This window comes from Kitasatospora sp. NPDC001225 (assembly GCF_053597855.1).
This window is the reverse complement of the sequence record NZ_JBSFJC010000053.1, coordinates 18,534-35,897: the sequence shown is the minus strand read 5'-3', so window position 1 is coordinate 35,897 and position 17,364 is coordinate 18,534. Positions and strand designations below refer to the sequence as shown.

15 protein-coding genes and 1 riboswitch are annotated in these 17,364 nt (G+C 73.9%); of the genes, 6 read left to right on the top strand and 9 right to left on the bottom strand.

Features of this window, described 5'->3' with window-relative positions; genetic code table 11:
- The first annotated feature begins 1 nt into the window (after position 1).
- The 3 genes from ACWDCZ_RS19825 to ACWDCZ_RS19815 all read left to right on the top strand — a co-directional run bounded on the left by ACWDCZ_RS19825 (position 2) and on the right by ACWDCZ_RS19815 (position 2,584).
- Positions 2–1,297, top strand: a complete 1,296-nt coding sequence (locus tag ACWDCZ_RS19825) for an MFS transporter (RefSeq protein WP_049650866.1) — start codon at positions 2–4, stop codon at positions 1,295–1,297.
- 92 nt (positions 1,298–1,389) lie between these two features.
- Positions 1,390–2,202: a dimethylargininase gene (gene ddaH, locus ACWDCZ_RS19820; RefSeq protein WP_049650865.1), complete on the top strand. Its 813-nt coding sequence runs from the start codon at positions 1,390–1,392 to the stop codon at positions 2,200–2,202.
- 157 nt (positions 2,203–2,359) lie between these two features.
- Positions 2,360–2,584: a hypothetical protein gene (locus ACWDCZ_RS19815; RefSeq protein ID WP_117486792.1), complete on the top strand. Its 225-nt coding sequence runs from the start codon at positions 2,360–2,362 to the stop codon at positions 2,582–2,584.
- 77 nt (positions 2,585–2,661) lie between these two features.
- Here ACWDCZ_RS19815 and ACWDCZ_RS19810 read toward each other — a convergent pair whose 3' ends face one another.
- Complete coding sequence (locus tag ACWDCZ_RS19810) at positions 2,662–5,886, bottom strand: AfsR/SARP family transcriptional regulator (protein ID WP_449816542.1); 3,225 nt, start codon at positions 5,884–5,886, stop codon at positions 2,662–2,664.
- Positions 5,887–6,144: 258 nt separating this feature from the next.
- Here ACWDCZ_RS19810 and ACWDCZ_RS19805 point away from each other — a divergent pair, with 258 nt between their 5' ends.
- Both ACWDCZ_RS19805 and ACWDCZ_RS19800 read left to right on the top strand, forming a co-directional pair.
- A complete protein-coding gene (locus ACWDCZ_RS19805) occupies positions 6,145–7,350 on the top strand; it encodes a hypothetical protein (protein ID WP_449816541.1) in 1,206 nt (401 codons plus the stop codon).
- 85 nt (positions 7,351–7,435) lie between these two features.
- Positions 7,436–7,577: riboswitch (SAM riboswitch) on the top strand.
- A 201-nt stretch (positions 7,578–7,778) separates the two neighbouring features.
- Entirely contained in the window at positions 7,779–8,492 is a 714-nt protein-coding gene (locus tag ACWDCZ_RS19800) for an IclR family transcriptional regulator (protein WP_049657219.1), read from the top strand.
- Between the two features lie 197 nt (positions 8,493–8,689).
- Here the strand turns inward: ACWDCZ_RS19800 and ACWDCZ_RS19795 are convergent, their stop codons facing one another.
- Both ACWDCZ_RS19795 and ACWDCZ_RS19790 read right to left on the bottom strand, forming a co-directional pair.
- Entirely contained in the window at positions 8,690–9,943 is a 1,254-nt protein-coding gene (locus tag ACWDCZ_RS19795) for a threonine/serine exporter family protein (protein WP_380779684.1), read from the bottom strand.
- Between the two features lie 94 nt (positions 9,944–10,037).
- On the bottom strand, positions 10,038–11,033 hold the full coding sequence (locus ACWDCZ_RS19790; protein WP_449816540.1) for an NADP-dependent oxidoreductase: 996 nt from the start codon (positions 11,031–11,033) through the stop codon (positions 10,038–10,040).
- Between the two features lie 79 nt (positions 11,034–11,112).
- On the opposite strand from ACWDCZ_RS19790, the gene ACWDCZ_RS19785 reads away from it, so the two are divergent.
- The gene (locus tag ACWDCZ_RS19785; RefSeq protein WP_387972582.1) at positions 11,113–12,120 is read left to right on the top strand and encodes a GlxA family transcriptional regulator; all 1,008 of its coding nucleotides are present in this window, start codon (positions 11,113–11,115) and stop codon (positions 12,118–12,120) included.
- Between the two features lie 140 nt (positions 12,121–12,260).
- Here ACWDCZ_RS19785 and ACWDCZ_RS19780 read toward each other — a convergent pair whose 3' ends face one another.
- The 6 genes from ACWDCZ_RS19780 to ACWDCZ_RS19755 all read right to left on the bottom strand — a co-directional run bounded on the left by ACWDCZ_RS19780 (position 12,261) and on the right by ACWDCZ_RS19755 (position 17,272).
- Positions 12,261–13,328: a protein kinase family protein gene (locus ACWDCZ_RS19780; protein WP_449816539.1), complete on the bottom strand. Its 1,068-nt coding sequence runs from the start codon at positions 13,326–13,328 to the stop codon at positions 12,261–12,263.
- Positions 13,329–13,498: 170 nt separating this feature from the next.
- Positions 13,499–13,702: an ATP-binding protein gene (locus tag ACWDCZ_RS19775; RefSeq protein WP_388051508.1), complete on the bottom strand. Its 204-nt coding sequence runs from the start codon at positions 13,700–13,702 to the stop codon at positions 13,499–13,501.
- Between the two features lie 43 nt (positions 13,703–13,745).
- A complete protein-coding gene (locus tag ACWDCZ_RS19770) occupies positions 13,746–14,315 on the bottom strand; it encodes a DUF6434 domain-containing protein (protein WP_449816538.1) in 570 nt (189 codons plus the stop codon).
- Positions 14,316–14,608: 293 nt separating this feature from the next.
- Positions 14,609–15,079: a DIP1984 family protein gene (locus ACWDCZ_RS19765; protein ID WP_449816537.1), complete on the bottom strand. Its 471-nt coding sequence runs from the start codon at positions 15,077–15,079 to the stop codon at positions 14,609–14,611.
- 534 nt (positions 15,080–15,613) lie between these two features.
- Positions 15,614–16,291, bottom strand: a complete 678-nt coding sequence (locus ACWDCZ_RS19760) for an N-acetyltransferase family protein (RefSeq protein ID WP_449816536.1) — start codon at positions 16,289–16,291, stop codon at positions 15,614–15,616.
- A gap of 105 nt (positions 16,292–16,396) precedes the next feature.
- Positions 16,397–17,272, bottom strand: a complete 876-nt coding sequence (locus tag ACWDCZ_RS19755) for an NAD(P)H-binding protein (protein ID WP_449816535.1) — start codon at positions 17,270–17,272, stop codon at positions 16,397–16,399.
- Between the last annotated feature and the right edge of the window lie 92 nt (positions 17,273–17,364).

Genomic DNA, 17,364 nt, shown 5'->3' with positions numbered 1-17,364 from the left:
GATGACCACCACCGTCCCGATCGAGTCACCGGCACCGCCGGACCGGCCGCGCAGCAGGTGGGGCCTGTGGGCCCACGGGGACTTCCGCCGGCTCTGGATCGGTGAGACCACCAGCAACTTCGGCACGGCTGTCGGGAGCGTGGCGCTGTCCCTGGTGGCCGTGGTCACCCTGGGCGCCAGCCCCCTCGCGGTGGGCGTGATCAACGCGGCCGCCTGGCTGCCCTGGCTGTTCCTCGGCCTGCTGGCCGGCGCCTGGGTGGACCGCTGGCCCCGGCTGCGGGTGATGCTGGTCTGCGACCTGCTGCTGCTCCTCCTCTTCGGCAGCGTGCCGGTGGCCAGTTGGCTGGGGGTGCTGTCGCTGGCCCACCTGGTGGTGGTGGCCCTGCTGACCGGGGCGGTGAAGGTGTTCTTCTCCACCGCCTACGGCGCGGTGCTGCCCACCCTGGTCGGCAAGGCCGACCTGCTGGAGGCCAACGTCAAGCTGCGCTCCGGCGCCTCGGCGGCCGAGATCGCCGGCCCGGGCGCGGCCGGTCTGCTCTCCCAGGCGTTCGGCGCCGCCAGCGGGATGTTCGCGGACTCGCTCACCTACCTGGTGTCGGCGGTGTTCCTGCGGCGGATCAGGACGGAGGAGCGCCCCCCGCCGGTGTCCGAGCGGCGCGGCATCCCGCGCGAGATCGGCGAGGGCGTCCGGTTCCTGCTGCGCGACCCGTACCTGCGCACGTTCGCCTGCTTCGCGGCGGTCGGCAACCTGGGGCTGAACGGCATCCAGGCGGTGCAGACGGTCTTCCTGGTGCGCAGTGTGGGGCTCGAACCGGGCGCGGTGGGCGGGGTGTTCGCGCTGGTGAGCGTCGGCGGACTGGCCGGCGCGATGCTGGCCGGACGGGTCGCCCGCAAGCTGGGCAGCGCGCGTGGGCTGCTGGTCTGCGAACTGGTGGTCGCGCCCTTCATCCTGCTGCTGCCGCTGGCGGGCGACCGGCTGCCGCTGGTGGTCAGCGCGCTCGCCTGGGCGGTCGCGGTCTGCGGGGTGGTGGCGGGCAACGTGCTCGCCGGCAGCTTCTCCCAGGGCTACTGCCCGCCCGCGATGATCGGCCGGATCCGGGCCAGCTCCGCGACCCTCAACTACAGCGCGATCCCGGTGGGCGCCCTGCTCGGCGGCTACCTCGGCGAGGCGATCGGCGCCCGCAGCACGATCTGGCTGATGGCGGGCGTGCTGCTGTCGGCGGGCGCGGTGCTGCTGGCCAGCCCGCTGCGCGGCCTGCGCGACTTCCCGACCCGGCCGCCGGCCCCCACGGCCTGACCGGCCCCCGCCTGCACCGCTCGCACCGCCCGTACTGCCCGTACCGCCCGTGACGCCCCTGCCGCCCGTACCCGACTTCCGAGGAGCTTCCGATGGCCCGCACCGCCCGCCCGCGCCACTACCTGATGTGCCGTCCGACCCACTTCGACGTCACCTACGCGATCAACCCCTGGATGGACCCGGCGAAGCCGGTGGACACCGACCTGGCCGTCGCCCAGTGGGAGCGGCTGCACGCCCTGTACGGCGAGCTCGGCCACCGGGTCGACCTGATCGACCCGCTGCCCGGCCTGCCCGACATGGTCTACGCGGCCAACGGCGCCACCGTGGTGGACGGCAGGGTGCTCGGGGCGCGCTTCCGCAACACCGAGCGGGCCGCGGAGGGCCCGGCCTACCTGGAGTGGTTCCGGGCCCGGGGCTTCGAGACCCGCGACCCGGAGTACGTCAACGAGGGCGAGGGGGACCTGCTGACGACCGCGAGCTACGTGCTGGCCGGGCGGGGCTTCCGCAGCGTGGCCGACGGGCACGCGGAGGCGCAGGAGTTCTTCGGCCGCCCGGTGGTCGGCCTGGAGCTGGTCGACCCGCGCTTCTACCACCTGGACACCGCGCTCGCCGTGCTGGACGGCGACGAGATCATGTACAACCCGGAGGCCTTCTCGGCCGGCAGCCGTGCCGTGCTGCGGCGGCTGTTCCCGGACGCGCTGCTGGCGGACCGGGCCGACGCGGAGGTGTTCGGCCTCAACGCGATCAGCGACGGCCTGCACGTGGTGCTGCCGGAGGCGGCCGTGGGACTGGCCTCGCGACTGCGCGAGCGCGGCTTCCGGCCGATCGGGATGGACCTCAGCGAGCTGCTCAAGGGCGGCGGCAGCGTGAAGTGCTGCACCCTGGAGATCCGCGCGACGGCCTGAGCGGGCGGCCTGAGCGGGCGGCCCACCGAGCACCGGTGATCATTGGTGATCACCGGTGCTCGACTGTAGATCGACCGTTGAACGCTCCCGGCCAGACTGGTGCCACACCACGACGGAACCCCTTCCCAGCAGGGAAGCGAGCCGAGGAGTACCAGAGATGACGCAGCGTCCGGCCACCACCATCCGCACCCGCCTCCGGCTGTTCACGGTCGGCCTCGGGGTGACCGTCGCCCTGGGCGCCGGCCTCTCGGTGACGGTCGCCGGGGCGGCGGCCGACGCCGGGGTGGCGACGGTGGTGAGCGGCGGCGGCGCGACGCCGACGCCCACCCCGACCCCCACCCCGACCGGCGGCAACGGCGACTGGAACAGCACCGGCTCCTGAACATCGGCTCCTGAGCACACCGGTTCCTGAACGCACCGGTTCCTGAACGCACCGGAACCGCCAGCAGGATCGATTCCTCAGCAGCCCGAGGAGAGCCGGTCGGCGGCCCGCCGGACCGCCCGGCCCGACGGGGTCGACGGATCCGGACCCTCGGCCCGGGGCAGCAGCCCCGCCACCTCCGCCGCCTCCGGCAGCCCCAGCCGGACGAAGATCCGGTGCGCCTCCCGCAGCCGTCCGTACGCCTCGGCCTCCCGCCCGAGGTCGGCCAGCGTCCGGCCCAGCACCAGCAGCGCGTGGCCCTGGTCCCGCTCGGCACCCAGCTCCTCGCACAGCTCCAGCGCCTGCCCGGCGTGCTCCAGCGCCTCCTCCGTCCGGCCGAGCGAGCGCAGACTGTCCGCCATCCGGTAGCGGGCGTGCCCGGCCCGGGCCCGCAGACCGGACGCCGAGGCCACCGCCAGGCACTCGCCGAACCAGGTGACCGCCTCCTCGTGCCGCCCCAGCCCGTGCAGCGCCAGCCCCAGCACGTACAGCGTGTACGCCCGGCCCGGATCGTCGTTCCGGGTCCGCAGCTCGGCCAGCGCCTCGTGGCAGATCGGCACCGCCTCGGCGGCCCGCCCGCTGCGCACCCGGGCCAGCGCCGCGTTCACCGTCGTCACCAGCGCCCCGGAGCGGTGGCCGAGTTCGCGGGCCAGCAGCAGCGCCTCGTCGTAGTGCCCGACGGCCTCGTCGTAGCGGCTGAGGAACTGGCAGACCAGGCCGAGGTCGTTCAGCGCCTGGCGCAGGATCACCGTGTCGCCCGCCGCGCGGGAGGCGGCCACCGCCAGCCGGGAGGCCTCCTCCGCCTCCTCCAGCCGGGTGGCGGCCAGGGCGACGTTGCCGCGCAGGAAGTGCGCCCGACCAGCTGCCCGGTGGTCGGCGCGGTGGACCGCGGCGGCGGCCAGGGCCTCCGCGGTGGTGGCCAGCTGGCGGCTGGGCGGGGCGAGGACGAACGGCGTGAGCGCGATCAGCAGGTCGATCGCGGCGCGCAGCGGGTCCGTGGTCGGTCCGTCGGAGGGGTCCGGTGCCGGGCTGTCGGAAGGCCCGCCGGTCTGGCCGTCGGTGTCGTCCGCGACGCTCCAGCCCGCCACCTGCGCGGCCAGCGCGATCGCCCCGGAACCCTCCGCCTCGGCCCAGGCCCGCGCCCCGTCCGGGCCGTCCAGCGGGACGCCCGCGCTGCGGGCCGGCCCGAGTGCGCCGGCCGCCGGATCCCCGGGGACGGCGTGCTGGAAGGCCGAGCAGGCGGTGGCCAGCAGGTGGTCCAGCATCCGGTCGCGGGCCGCGACGGCCGCGCCGGGATCGTCCGGACGGCGTCGGGCGAACGCGCGCAGCAGGTCGTGGAAGCGGTAGCGGCCGGGGAAGGGCGACTCCATCATCGCCACGTCCACCAGGGCCTCCAGCAGGTCCTCGGCGTCGTACTCGTCCAGGTCCAGCAGGGCGGCCGCGGCCTGCAGCCCGAGGTCAGGCCCGTCCACCGAGGCGGCCAGCCGGAACGCCCGGGCCTGGGCGGGCGTCAACTGGCGGTAGCTCAGTTCGAAGGCCGCCGCCACCTCCAGGTCGCCGATCCGCAGCTCGTCGATCCGCCGCCGCTCGACCGCCAGCCGGCGGCCCAGCGTCTGCACCGTCCAGCTCGGCCGGGCCGCCAGCCGGGCCGCCACGATCCGGACCGCGAGCGGGAGGTGGCCGCAGACGAGCAGCAGCTCCCGGGCGGCCTGCGCCTCGGCGGCCAGCCGCTCGGCGCCGATGGTGCGGCCCAGCAGTTCGAGCGCCTCCTCGGGTTCGAAGACGCCGAGGTCGGCCTGGACGGTCGCGGGCAGGCCGGACAGCCGGGTCCGGCTGGTGGTGAGCACGGCGCAGCCGACCGCACCCGGTAGCAGCGGTCTGATCTGTGCGGTGTCGTGGACGTTGTCGAGCACCAGCAGCAGCCGCCGGCCGTCCACCGCCGAGCGGAACAGCGCCGAGCGGGCGTCCAGCCCCTCCGGCACCGCGTCGGCCGGCACGCCGAGCGCCACCAGGAAGCCGCTGAGCACCGCCTCCGGATCGGCCGGGGTGGCGTCGGCGCCGCGCAGGTCGACGTAGAGCTGCCCGTCCGGGTAGGCCTCGCGCACCCGGTGGGCGACGTGCAGGGCCAGCGCGGTCTTGCCGACCCCGCCCATGCCGACCACGGTCGCGATCACCAGCGCCTGCTGGCCCGGTGCGCCGGGGTTTCTGTCGGGCGCCCCTCCGTGCGCCCCGCCGAGAGCCTTGCCCAGCCGTTCGACCAGGACCGAGCGGCCGGTGAAGTCGGCCGCGTCGGGCGGCAGTTGGGCCGGTCTGGGGGTCGGTGTGCTGCTCCCGGCCGGGGCGGTGTTCCCGGCCGGTGCGGCGGCGGGGGCGTTCGGCGCCGCCGGTCCGGTGGGCGGGTCCGGTGCCTCGGCCCCGGGAGCGGCCGGCTCCGCCGGACCGGCGGCGGCCGGGCCCGGGACGAGCGCGGCGGGGACGAGCGCGACGGAGGGTGCCGGGGCGGCGAGCGACGGGTCCCCTTCCAGGATCCGCTGGTGCAGCAGGTCCAGCTCCGCCCCGGGCGCCACCCCCAGTTCGGCCAGGAACAGCTGACGCGCGCCCCGGAACACGGCCAGCGCGTCCGCCTGCCGCCCGGCCTGGTACAGCGCCCGCATCAGCAGCCCGTACGCCCGCTCGTGCAGCGGGTGCTCGGTGGTCAGCGAGGTCAGCTCCGGGATGCACCGGGAGTAGCGCCCCAGCGCCAGGTCCAGGGCGATCCGCTCCTCCAGCAGGGTCAGCCGCAGCTCCTGGAGCCGCTGGCGCTGCCGCTGCGCGAACGGCCCGGGGATGCCGGCCAGCGGCTCGCCCTGCCACAGCTCCAGGGCCTGGTTCAGCAGGTCGCGCGCCTGCTGCGGCTCCCCGGCGGCCGCCGTGCGCTCGGCCTGCGCCGCCAGCTCCTCCGCCTGCGCCGCGTCCACCGCGTGCTTGGGCAGCACCAGCCGGTAGCCGTCCCCGACCGAGGTCAGCACGGTCGGCGCGTCCGGCGCCTCGCCGTGCAGGACCTTGCGCCACCGCCAGGCGTAGGTGCGCACCGTCGTCATCGCGGTGCCCGGCGGCTCCTCGCCCCACAGGGCGTCGATCAGGTCGGTGGCGCTCGCGCCGTGGCCGGGCCGGAGCAGCAGCACCGCCAGCATCGCCTGCTGCTGGGGGCTGCCCACCTTCAGTACGGTCGCGCCGCGCTGCGCCCGCATCAAGCCCAGCACCGAGAACCGGAAATCATCCATTCCTGCACCTGCCCGCTTCATGTGCTCGCCCCCGCCCGCACGTGCCACCCCCGAATTGGTGAGTCCCTATCAACCCACGGGACCTGGCGGGATGTCGAGAGATCGTCGACCCGGTGGTGATCCGGTGTTGATCGGCCGTCGCCACAATCGGTGATGTGGCGCCCGCAGTCGGCCCGGCCCCTCACCGCCGGACCCGCCACGTCCCCGGTCGCCCGGCCGCCGACCGGCGACCCCCACGGCTCTCGGAGGCGGACGCCCATGAACACGGACCGGAACAGCGACCTGAGCACCGGCCGGAAAGCGGATCCGCACGCGGAACCGAGTACGGCGTCGAGCACGGACCTGAGCACCGACCGGGTCACGGACCGGCAGGGCGGACTGGACACCGACCTGCTCCACCGCCTGCTCGACGTCGACCTGGCCGACGGACCCGTCGAACTGCTCCACCGCGCCCGCGGCGAGCGCCACCTCCCGTACCTGGTGCTCGCCGCGCTCGCCCGGGAGGACGTCCGGATGGGCGCGCACGCCCGGGACGAGCTGCGGCGCGCCCGCGACCGGGTCGAGTGTTACGCCCGGGTCGCCCGCGACCTCGCCGTCGCCACCGGGGTCCGCCCGATCCGCGACCTGCCGCTGGCCGGCTACTACCCGCCCGACCTGCCCCGGCCGCTGGCCGAGCTCAGCCTCGTCAGCCCCACCGAGGCCTCGCTCTGGCAGGCCGTCAACCGGCTGGTCACCGACCACCCGGTGGAGTCCGTGGAGGTCACCCTGCTCGGCGAGCGCCCCCGGCACACCGCCGTCACCCTGCGCTGGCCGGCCGGGGACCCGCTGCTCGACCCGTGGTACCAGGTGCGGGTCGCGACCGCCGCGCTCCCGGGCGACCTCGCCACCGTCCCGGTCCGCCCCTACCTGGCCGCCGACGACCACGTCGAATGCCTGATCGCCCTCGCCGAGGAAGGGCTCGGGCGCACCTTCCTCGCGGGCGACGTGATCGACGTGGCCCGGCTCGCCGGGCAGCCCTTCGAGCCCGTCGAGACCGCCGCGGTGGTCGCCGCCTACCGGCTCGCCCCGGAGGCCGCCGCCCTCCTCGACCTCGCCGCCGAGCACGTGCCGCTCGGCGCCCTGCGGGACGTCCGCACCGTCCTGGAGGCCGAGGTCGCCCCCGAACTCCGCCGTCGGACCTCTGCCGGCACCCCGCCGTGCCACGGCACCTCGCCGCGCCACGGCACGCTGCTGCGCCGCACCGTCATCCGGCACCAGTGGGACGAGGCGCTGCTGCTCCCGGCCGGCGACGCCACCCTGCTGCTCACCCCGGTCGCCGACTACCTGCTCGGCCCCGAGGGCACCCGGCCGACGGACCGCGAGCGCACCGCCGCCCTCGCCGCCCTGCACGCCTGGGACGCGACCCTCCCCGGCAGCCCGGACGGGGCCCCGTGCACCGGCCTGTCGGGGCCGCGCCACCGCTGAGCCGGCCCCGCGGGGCGTGGCCGAGGGCGGGTCGAGGGCGGGGGGACTTGCCGACCCGCCCCGGATGTCTTGTATCGTTCCTGGCGAATCATCCAGAGGGGTGGAGGGACCGGCCCTACGAAGCCCCGGCAACTCCCCGTTCGACCCGGCGTCCGAAGTACGCGCCGTGTTGGCGGGGGCAGTGCCAACTCCGGCCTGTCGCCACTGTGGCGCGGGAAAGATGAGGAGACACGGTGCTCTCTGTGCTGTCCTTCGCCCGGGCGCTTCCCGCCCCGGTCCTTTCGCGTACCCGTCTCGTGCCCGGCGCAGGCAATCGGCCGACTTCTCCGGCCTGTCCTCGCTGACCACACCCCCGGCTCCCCGCCAGGAGCCGCCGTGAGCAGCGCGGACCCGCTGCTCCCGGGCCTTGAGACTGGAGTACCCATCCCATGGAGAACACGAGCGGCGTCGGCGTGCTCGACAAGGTCACCTCGATCCTCGGCACCCTGGAGGCCGGGCCCGCCACCCTGGGCGGCCTCGTCGCGGCCACCGGCATGGCGCGGCCCACCGCCCACCGGCTGGCCGTCGCACTCGAACACCACCGCCTGGTCAGCCGGGACGTCCAGGGCCGGTTCATGCTCGGCCCCCGCCTCGGCGAGCTCTCGGCGGCCGCCGGCGAGGACCGGCTGCTGGCCGCGGCCGGCTCGGTCCTCGCCCAGCTGCGGGACGCCACCGGCGAGAGCGCCCAGCTCTACCGGCGGCAGGGCGAGGTCCGGATCTGCGTGGCCGCCGCCGAGCGGCTCACCGGCCTGCGCGACACCGTTCCGGTGGGCGTCACCCTCCCCATGAAGGTCGGCTCCGCCGCCCAGATCCTGCTCGCCTGGGAGGAGCCCGAGCGCCTCCACCGCGGCCTGCAGGGGGCCCGCTTCACCGCCACCGCGCTGAGCGGCGTGCGGCGCCGCGGCTGGGCCCAGTCCGTCGGCGAGCGCGAGGTCGGGGTCGCCTCCGTCGCCGCGCCCGTCCGCGGCCAGTCCAACCGGGTGGTGGCCGCCGTCACGGTCTCCGGGCCGATCGAACGGCTCAGCCGCCACCCCGGCGCCCAGCTCTCCCAGGCCGTCGTCGAGGCGGCCCACCGGCTCACCGAGGCCCTGCGCCAGCCCTGACGGGGGTTCCGAGGCTCTCGGATTCCGAGGTTCCGGGGTTCCCTGGTCACGGGTTCCGAACCTCGGGTTCCGAACCTCGGGTTCCGAGACTCCGGGCCCCGGGGCGCACCTCCGCGCGCCCCGGGGCCCGGTTCCGGCCCGTACCGGTCCCGGGTCCGGCTTGGCTCGGGCCCGGCTCAGGCCTGGTTCCGACCGGCTCAGGCCCGGTGCGGCAGGCCGGTGAGGCTGGGGCGGGGGATCCGGCTGATCACCGCGCCGATCAGTGTGCCGATCGACACCCCGAAGACCGCCGAGACGGCCGCCAGCAGCGACTGCGCCCCGTTGCCGACCTCGATCTGCGCGGTGTTCAGCAGACCGAAGGAGCCCGGCACGACGATCCAGAACGCCGGGAGGTAGAGCACCTGCCAGAGCGGACCGCCCGGCAGCCAGTGCACCAGGGTGGCCGCGACCGCGGCGGCCACGGCACCGGCCAGGCCGCCGATCGCCGCGCCGTGCACCGACCCCACCGCCACCTGGGCGGTGACGCTCACCGCGATCACCGCGACGATCCACGGGATGGCCGAGGGCGGGGTGTGGACGTTGACCACCACCCCGGCCACCGCGATCGCCAGCCCCAGCGCGATCACCCACCAGCTCGGCTTGGCCACCTGCACGTTGGCCAGCGCGGTGGACGGCATGCCGATCGCGGTCGCGGCCGCGGCCACCCCGGCGAGGAACAGCGTCAGCTGCACGGCGCCGGAGACCAGCCGGGCGGTGCCCGCGTTGGCCGCGCCGGCGGCGATCTCGGACAGCCCGGTGACCAGCAGCCCGCCCGGCAGCAGGATCGCCAGGGTGGCCACGATCGTCCGCAGCGGCCCGTCCAGCAGCGAGGCCCGCGCGAGCGCCAGGACCAGCAGCGCGACCAGGAAGCCGGCCGTGACGGGCAGCAGCGGCCGCAGGTGCGGCCGCCGCCGGGCGAGCACGGTCAGGCCCACCACGATCAGCGAGCCGAGCCCGGCGGCCAGCACGTTCGCCGCCACCGGCTGCAGGAAGATGCAGACCCCGACCCCGACCGGCAGCGCCCCGAAGTCCGCCACCCACGCGGGCCAGCGGGCGGGCGCCCGCCGGATCCGGTCCAGCTCGGCGCGCGCCCGCGGCCCGTCGAGTCCGCCCGCCCGCAGCCGGTGCACCAGGTCGAGGACGTCGGCCGTCTGCTCGAACCGCAGGGTGCCGCCGAGCGGCTGGAACCTGGTGGCGCCGTCCGGGTGCAGGGCCACGAACAGCCCGTTGGTCAGCGCGGCGACCTGGACCTCCGGGGCGCCCAACGCCCGCCCCAGTCCACGGAGTTCGTCCTCGACCTCATGGACGGGCAGGCCGCCGCCCAGCAGGGCTTCGCCCAGGTCGAGCAGGAGACGGCAGAGCGGGTCGGGCGGGGCGTCGGTGTCCCGGACCGATGGAGACTTGCTAGGCATGGCAGGTATCGTCCCACCCTGCCCGATTCGGTCTGAATCTGCCCCGGTCTGTTCGCTTCCCGAGCGCTGGTCGCTCCCGGGGCCTGGGTGACCGCTACGGGCGGACGGTGAGGACCAGCTTGCCCGTGACCCGGCCGGTCTCGCCCTCGGCGTGGGCCTTCGCGGCCTCCGCGAGCGGGTAGGTGGCGGAGACGTGCGGGCGCAGCCGCCCGGCTTCGACGAGGGCGGCGATCGCGGCCATGCCCGCCCGGTCGTGCTCGACCAGCAGGGCCTTCGCCGTCACGCCCAGCTCGGCGGCGCGCTCGGCCACCTCGTCGATCCCCTGGGGCAGGATCGACACCAGGACGCCGCCGGGCCGGAGGGTCTCCAGGGAGCGCAGCCGGTCGTCGCCGCCGAGCGGGTCGAGGACCACGTCGATGTCGCGGGCCTCCGCCACGAAGTCGGCCGTGCGGTAGTCGATGACCTCGTCCGCGCCCAGGCCCCGGACGAAATCGTGCTTGGCGGCGGACGCCGTGCCGATGACGTACGCGCCGCGCGCCTTGGCGATCTGCACGGCGACGTGCCCGACGCCGCCGGCCGCCGCGTGCACCAGGACCCGCTGCCCCGGCCGCAGCCCCGCCGTGTCGACGAGCGCCTGCCAGGCGGTGAGCGCCACCAGCGGGAGCGCCCCGGCCTCGACATGGCTCAGTACGGCGGGCTTGGGCACGAAGGCCCGGGCGGGGCCGGCGACGTACTCGGCGTGCGCGCCGGCGCCGTACGGGTAGGGCAGCATGCCGAACACCTCGTCGCCCGGGGCGAAGAGCGAGACGCCGACGCCGACCGCCTCGACGGTGCCGGAGACGTCCCAGCCGAGCGTGAACGGCGGCTGCCCGAGGAAGTAGCCGCGGTCGCGGTGCTTCCAGTCGGTGGGGTTGACCCCGGCGGCGTGGACGGCGACGAGGACCTGGCCGACGCCGGGCACGGGCCGCTCGACCTCGACCTCGTGGAGGACGTCCGGGGTGCCGAGGGCAGTCTGGGTGATGGCCCGCATCGTGTTCGTGCTCGTGGAGTTCGTGCTCGTGGAGTTCGTGCTCGTGGAGTTCGTGGTCATGGATCCAGCCTGCGGCCGCGCCCCTGACCAGCGAAATGGCAAGATTGCCAAAGACCGATAGAATCGTGCCATGCCTGCGATGGAACCCTGTGGTCCCCTCGGTTCTGGCGGCCCCGGCGCCCGGCCGCCGCACCGCGTCGTCGTCCTCGCCCTCGACGGCGTCTACCCCTTCGAGCTGGGCATCCCCAACCGGGTCTTCCCCGGGGTGCCGGGCGCGTACGAGGTGGTGACGTGCGCGGCGACGGAGGACCGGACGGTCGCGACCAGCGCCGACTTCACCATCACCGTCGGGCACGGACCCGAGGCCCTGGAGAGCGCCGACACCGTCGTCATCCCGCCGTACGCCCTGCACCGCGCCACCGCCGACCTGCCGGAGCCCGAGCGCGCGGCCCTCGCCCGGATCCGCCCCGGCACCCGCATCGTCTCCATCTGCACCGGCGCCTTCGCGCTGGCCGCCGCCGGCCTCCTCGACGGGCGCCCCGCCACCACCCACTGGGCCCTGGCACCGGCCTTCCGCCGGATGTACCCCCGGGTCGCCCTGGACGCCGACGTGCTCTTCGTCGACGACGGCGACATCCTCACCTCGGCGGGCGCCGCCTCCGGCCTCGACGTCTGCCTCCACCTGGTGCGCTCCGACCACGGCAGCGCCGTCGCCAACCAGGTCGCCCGCCAGTGCGTGGTCCCGCCCTGGCGCGAGGGCGGCCAGGCCCAGTACATCGAACAGCCGGTGCCCCCGGAAGGCACCAACGGCACCGCCGCCACCCAGGCCTGGGCCCTCCAACACCTCGACCGCCCGCTCGCCCTCCGCGAGCTGGCCGCCCACGCCCGGATGAGCCCGCGCACCTTCGCCCGCCGCTTCCAGGACGAGACCGGCACCAGCCCGGGCCGCTGGCTGATCCAGCAACGCCTCCACCGCGCCCGCCACCTGCTGGAGACCAGCGACCTCCCCGTCGACCGCATCGCCACCGAGATCGGCTTCGCCACCGGCGCCTCCCTCCGCCAGCACCTCCACGCCGCGATCGGAGTCTCCCCCCAGACCTACCGCACCACCTTCCGCGGCCACCCCGGCCCCCCAACCCCACCCTGACCATCGCCCGACGTAGGAAGTCGGCAGGCCCGACTTCCTACGTCGAGTCGTCAGCCGCCGCCGAATCGACGAGCGAGGAGCCGGGGCGAGGTGAGCCCCAGAGCCCGACAAGTCGCGGCCGGGGCCCGCTCCTTCGAAGGTCAGCGCGATGTCTCACCGGCGTCCGCGACGCGGTTGAGCTCGGCGCCGGGGTACGGCGTCTGCTTGCTCTCGGACAGTAGTCGGCGGTGGAAGCCATCCAGGACGACGCTGGCTCGGGCGTGCCGCTCGACGAGCACGGCGATCTCGGGCGGAACTGCCTCGGGTCTGTGACCTGCGGTCCACTCCTGGAGGAACGCGTCTGCTTCCATGTCACCCCGGACACGGTCGGCGAGGTGGTGGATTAGGTGGCTCGCCGTGTAGGCGTGGTCGTACCCGTGGTGGTCTGTGAGGAACTGCTGCTCGGCTGCTGAGAGTTCGAAGTCTGAACTCAGGGCCAGTCCGAAATCCGCGAAGTAGATCAGCCGGCCATCGGTCAGCAGGTTGTTGAAGTGGGCGTCGAAGTGCACGAGCCCGCGGGAGCTCATGAACGCCGTGCCCCGCGCCAGAGCATCCTCCGCCCACGCAGGAGAGCCGCCGCCGGTGGCCACCGTAGTCTCCCCGTGCTCGTGCAACAGCCTGCGGAGTGTCTGTGGCACGTGTTCCAAAAACAGCACCAGGCTGCGGGAGGATCGGCCGATGGCTTCCAGGCGCTCGCGTACCGCCTGCGAGCCTTCCCAGTGGGCGACCGCTCCGTCGATGCCCCCGAACTCGTCCACGAAGCCTTCGGGAGGGGAGTCGGGCAGGATGCGCCAGTGGTACATCAGGGGAAAGCCCTCGTACTCCTTCCCGAGGACCCAGTTGGTGGTCATGACGTGGACGGCCAGCTCTCGCCAGGCACCGAAGCCGGCCGAGCCCACTCCGTACTGGTAGAACATCGGCAGACCGAAGAGGTTCGCCGTGGACCGAATGTTCTCCGGCTGGGTCTCGACGTCCGTCAACGGCACCCTCTTGACGAAGATCCGTGTCCCGTCGATGTCCAGCTCCGCCGACCTGCCGCCGATGCCGGATCCGACCGGAGGAGCTGACGCCACGATCTCGCCGAGACGCCGGTCGTTCAGCAGGGACAGGCGGGTGGCAGTGGTCCCGTAGGCGGCCAGACGTGCGCCGTGCTGAGATTCGTGGCGCATCGACGACTCCTTTGTGCCCCCGGATCAGGGCGTCGGTGATCGCTCAAACGTAATCCACTCCCGCCACCAAGGTCACCCTCCGATCGCAGAACCGCTCGGCATCTCGTTTGCCGTCGGCGGGCCGCTGCCCGAACGACGTGCGACGCCGATCGGCTGACCTCTGGCGGAGGTCATTTCGGAGCTGCGAAGAGGCCTTCCCGGGGGGCCTGGTAGCGGTAGGAATCGGTGTCAATCTGGATGAGGGTGCAGCAGAAGGTGATGCGGTCGGCGATGGCCGGGCGGAGCCGGGCGTCTCCGAAAGCCTTGTCCCACTCGGTGGAGGGTGAGTTCGCGGCGACGGTGGTGGCCTTGCACTCCTCGCGTTCGGTGAAGATCTGGAACGGCAGTCTGGTGCCTGGGCATAGCAGGGGTCGCCGGTCACTCCGGGGCCGGGGTGCGGGGGCGGTTGCGGTGGGTGTGCCAGGCGGTGAGGGCTTCGGTGTGGGTGCCGGCCGGGTGGGAGGTGTGCCAGGTGCGGAGGAAGCGGTTGAGTTCGAACTGTGGGCCGATGTCCTGGGGTTGGGCGGCGGACTGGCGGGTGGTGTGCCAGTGGGTGGTGGCGTCGGCCAGGGTGCGTCCGGCGGATTCGGCGATGAAGGTGCGCATGGGGGCGTCGAAGTGGAAGGCTGGGCCGATCTCGTGGCGGAAGTACTCGCGCAGGACCTGGCTGCACCGCTGGCCCTCGGGGATGACGGTGGATCCGTCGACCGGTGCGGCGAGTTGGCGGCCGGCTTTGCGTGCGCGGGGTGGGGCGGCGGGTGGGGCGGCGCCGTCGAGTGCGGCTCGTAGCCGCTCCGTCAGTGCTGCCTTTCCGCCGCCGCGCGGTATGCCGAGTTCTCGGGCGAGCGCGGTCAGTTCGGCCAGTGTCCAGTACCAGCGGGCCAGTTCGTCCGCGCTCAATGCCGCACTCGGTTCCGGTCGAGTCTCAGTGCCCGTGTACGAACTCATGCCTCCATGATAGGAGGGGTGGTGTACGTCCGACGGTCCACGGGGAAACCCGTGGAACGGTGTGGAAAGCCCCGAACCCGCCCTCGCCGCTTCGGATCTGCACATGGTGATGTGCTGTGTGATGTGCACTGTCACCTGTACGCGGTGCTGAGCTGCGCTGTTGGTGGGGAGTCGAACCCCGCGTTGCTCTTCACGCGCCAGGAGTGGGCCGGAGTACCGCCGGCTCTCGGCGTGTGCACGCCTCCGAAGCTGCTACCTGCTCCACATCGCGTCCCGTCACTCTGCCGGACTGGTCAGTCCAGCAGGTCGACTTCCCAGTTGGTCCGCTGGATCCGCACGTCGACCTCGCGGATGTCCCGGGCGAGTGCGTCCGCCTGGGCGCGCAGGTCCGCGACCGGGAGTGCGGAGAGCATCATCAGTTCGGACCGGAGCTGCCGGCCGTATCCCCGTTCGCCCGTACCCGCCGCCGCGTCGGCCGCCGCGGTGACCACGGAGTGGCGCAGCCGCAGGACGTCCCGGAGCGCGAGGGCGTCGGTGAGCGTGCCGTCCGGTCCCATCTCCACGGTGGCGTTGGTCCGGTTGATCCGCCGGATCAACGCTTCCAGGGTGTCCAGCACTTCACCGACCTCGGCCAGCAGCTGGGCCGCGTCCTCGGCGGGGGTCTCCCCCTCCTGGTGTCGCGCGCTGCTGACGACGCGTGCCCGCAGCTGTTCTATTCGGCGCGTCGCCTCCGCGCGTTCTGCCAGTGCCTCGGCAAGTTTCACCGGCTGCACCTCCTTTCCGTGAGTTCGCACGAGTATAGGAGTGCGTGCCGGGGTATCCGCACCTGGTTTTTGACCGTTTGAAAGCCGTCGGGAATTCCTTCAATCCTGATGTCCGGCGGGTCCGGGTTCTACCGGGTCGATCTTGGAGCATGGGATGATGTCATCCATGACGTGCATTCGAAGGGGCCATGCCGCGTAGAACACCGGCTTCACTTCGGCCGCGCGCACGCGGCTGGGGGAGGGCCTGGGTGCGGTATCGCGATGTCCCGGGTCTTTCGGGGGCGGCCAACGCCGCCGTCCGTCTGCTTGAGCGGGAGCGGTTGGCTCCGGGCATGGTGTCAGTGGCGCTGAGCGTGTGGTCCGTGCGTGTCCACGGCACCGAGCGCCGGTGGAGGCGGTGGGAGGCCGAGTTCACCTGTCCGTGCTGTGGGTCGGGCTGGGCCCGGGACACGTTGCAGGAGGCTCTGTTCATGCTTCCGCCAAGGGCTGCCGGCGAACTCCGGGTTCAGCTGGATCGCCTGGACGCGGTGCTGCTCAGGCGGACGCATCATGAGCCGACGGCGGACGCCGAGTTGGCGTGGTGGCATCGCAGGTGCTGATGGGCCCGGGGCCTGGACCGTGGCGTTCGGGCAGGCTCCCGCAGGACGTTCCTGCGATGTCGGGCGAGGGCGTCCGCGGTCGGTCCGCCCGTAGGAGCCGGCCTTCGCCGCCCGCGAATCCGACGCCTTGGAAGGAGGTGCCGAACTCCACCTGCACGAAGCCGAGTTCCCGGTGCAGGTCGAGCGAGGCGCGGTTCCTGGCGGAGACGAAGCACCAGACCGCCGAGTCCCTTTCCCAGGCCCATTCCATCCGGCGCCGGGTCAGCAGCCTCGCCAGGCCCCGGCGCCGCCAGGCGGCATCCACCGTGACGCCGGTCAGGTAGTGGCCGGCCGGGGCGCCGTCCGCCGGGTACGCGGGCAGGTAGGCCGCACTCGCGTACCCGACGGCCTCACCGGAGACCTTCGCGGTGACGACCAGGCTGCGCTCACCGCGAAGCGCCCGGTGGATGCGGTCCGCCCATTCGTCCGCCGAGCCGCCGCGCGCCCGGGCCTGCAACTCGGCCAGCACGGGTACGTCGTCGCCGGTGGCCTCCGCCACCACGGCGGCCACCGGTGCGTGCCGTTCGGCCGGGTCGGGGGCGTAGGAGGCGAACTGTGGTTCCGTCCCTGCCATGTCGTCCCTCTCGCCGGGCCGGTGCTGTCCTGGCCCGCCACGCTATGGCGGCCGACGCGGCCCCCGCTACCCGGCCGACGGCTCGGGCGATGACTCGGGCGAAGGTCAGGTCGACGGGGTCGGGCCCGGCCTGAACGCGTCGGCGTGGTCGGCGACCCACCGGGAGAACGGCCTCGGCGGTACTCCGAGGATGTCGGACACCGCGGAGGTGAGGTACGCGGGCCTTCCGATCGTCGCGCCCCAGGCGTTGAGCAGCATGTCGACGGCCGGGCGCGGTGCCTTTCCGTCCATCGCACCGCGGAACTCGTCCGGCGACAGCTCCTCGAACCTGGTCGGGCGTCCGAGGACGTTCCCGATGATCTCCACCTGCGCCGCCTGGCTCAGGGACTCGGGGCCGGTGAGGACGTAGTCGCCGCCGGCGTGACCGTCCTCGTAGAGGGTGCGTGCCGCGACGGCCGCGATGTCACGGTCGTCGACGGGGGCGGTCCCGGCGGCGCCGTACGGCCAGCGGACCACCTCGCCGGCGCGGATGGCGGGTGCCCACCAGGCCAGGGAGTTCGATGCGAACATCCCCGGCCGGATGATCGTCGATTCGAGGCCGGTGGCCGCGATGAGTCGCTCGATCTCGGCGTGGAGCACCGCCATGGGGTTCGGCTGCCGGAAGAAGGGGTGGGGTGTCTGGTGCGGTGAGGAGAGGAGGGCGACGCGCTGCGCGTGGGCGGCCAGGCGCTCGACGACTGCCGCGGCGGTCGGCGGCGGTGCGGTCCAGAGGAGGAAGACGGCGCCGACGCCCCGCAGCGCCCCGTCGAGGGAGGCGGGCACGGTGAGATCGCCGGTGACGACGTCGACGCCGGGCGGCAGCGTGGCCGCCGCTTCGGGGCGACGGGTGAGGGCGCGGACCGGCACGCCCGCGGTGAGGAGTTCGTCGACGACTCCGCGCCCGATCCGGCCGGTGGCCCCGGTGACGAGCACCGGCGGCATGGGGGTTCGCGCGGTGTTTCGTGCGGCGTTTTGTGTGCTGTTCGGCTTGGTCACTCCTCCAGGAAATCGTTACTCGGTTAAAAAAGCAACCT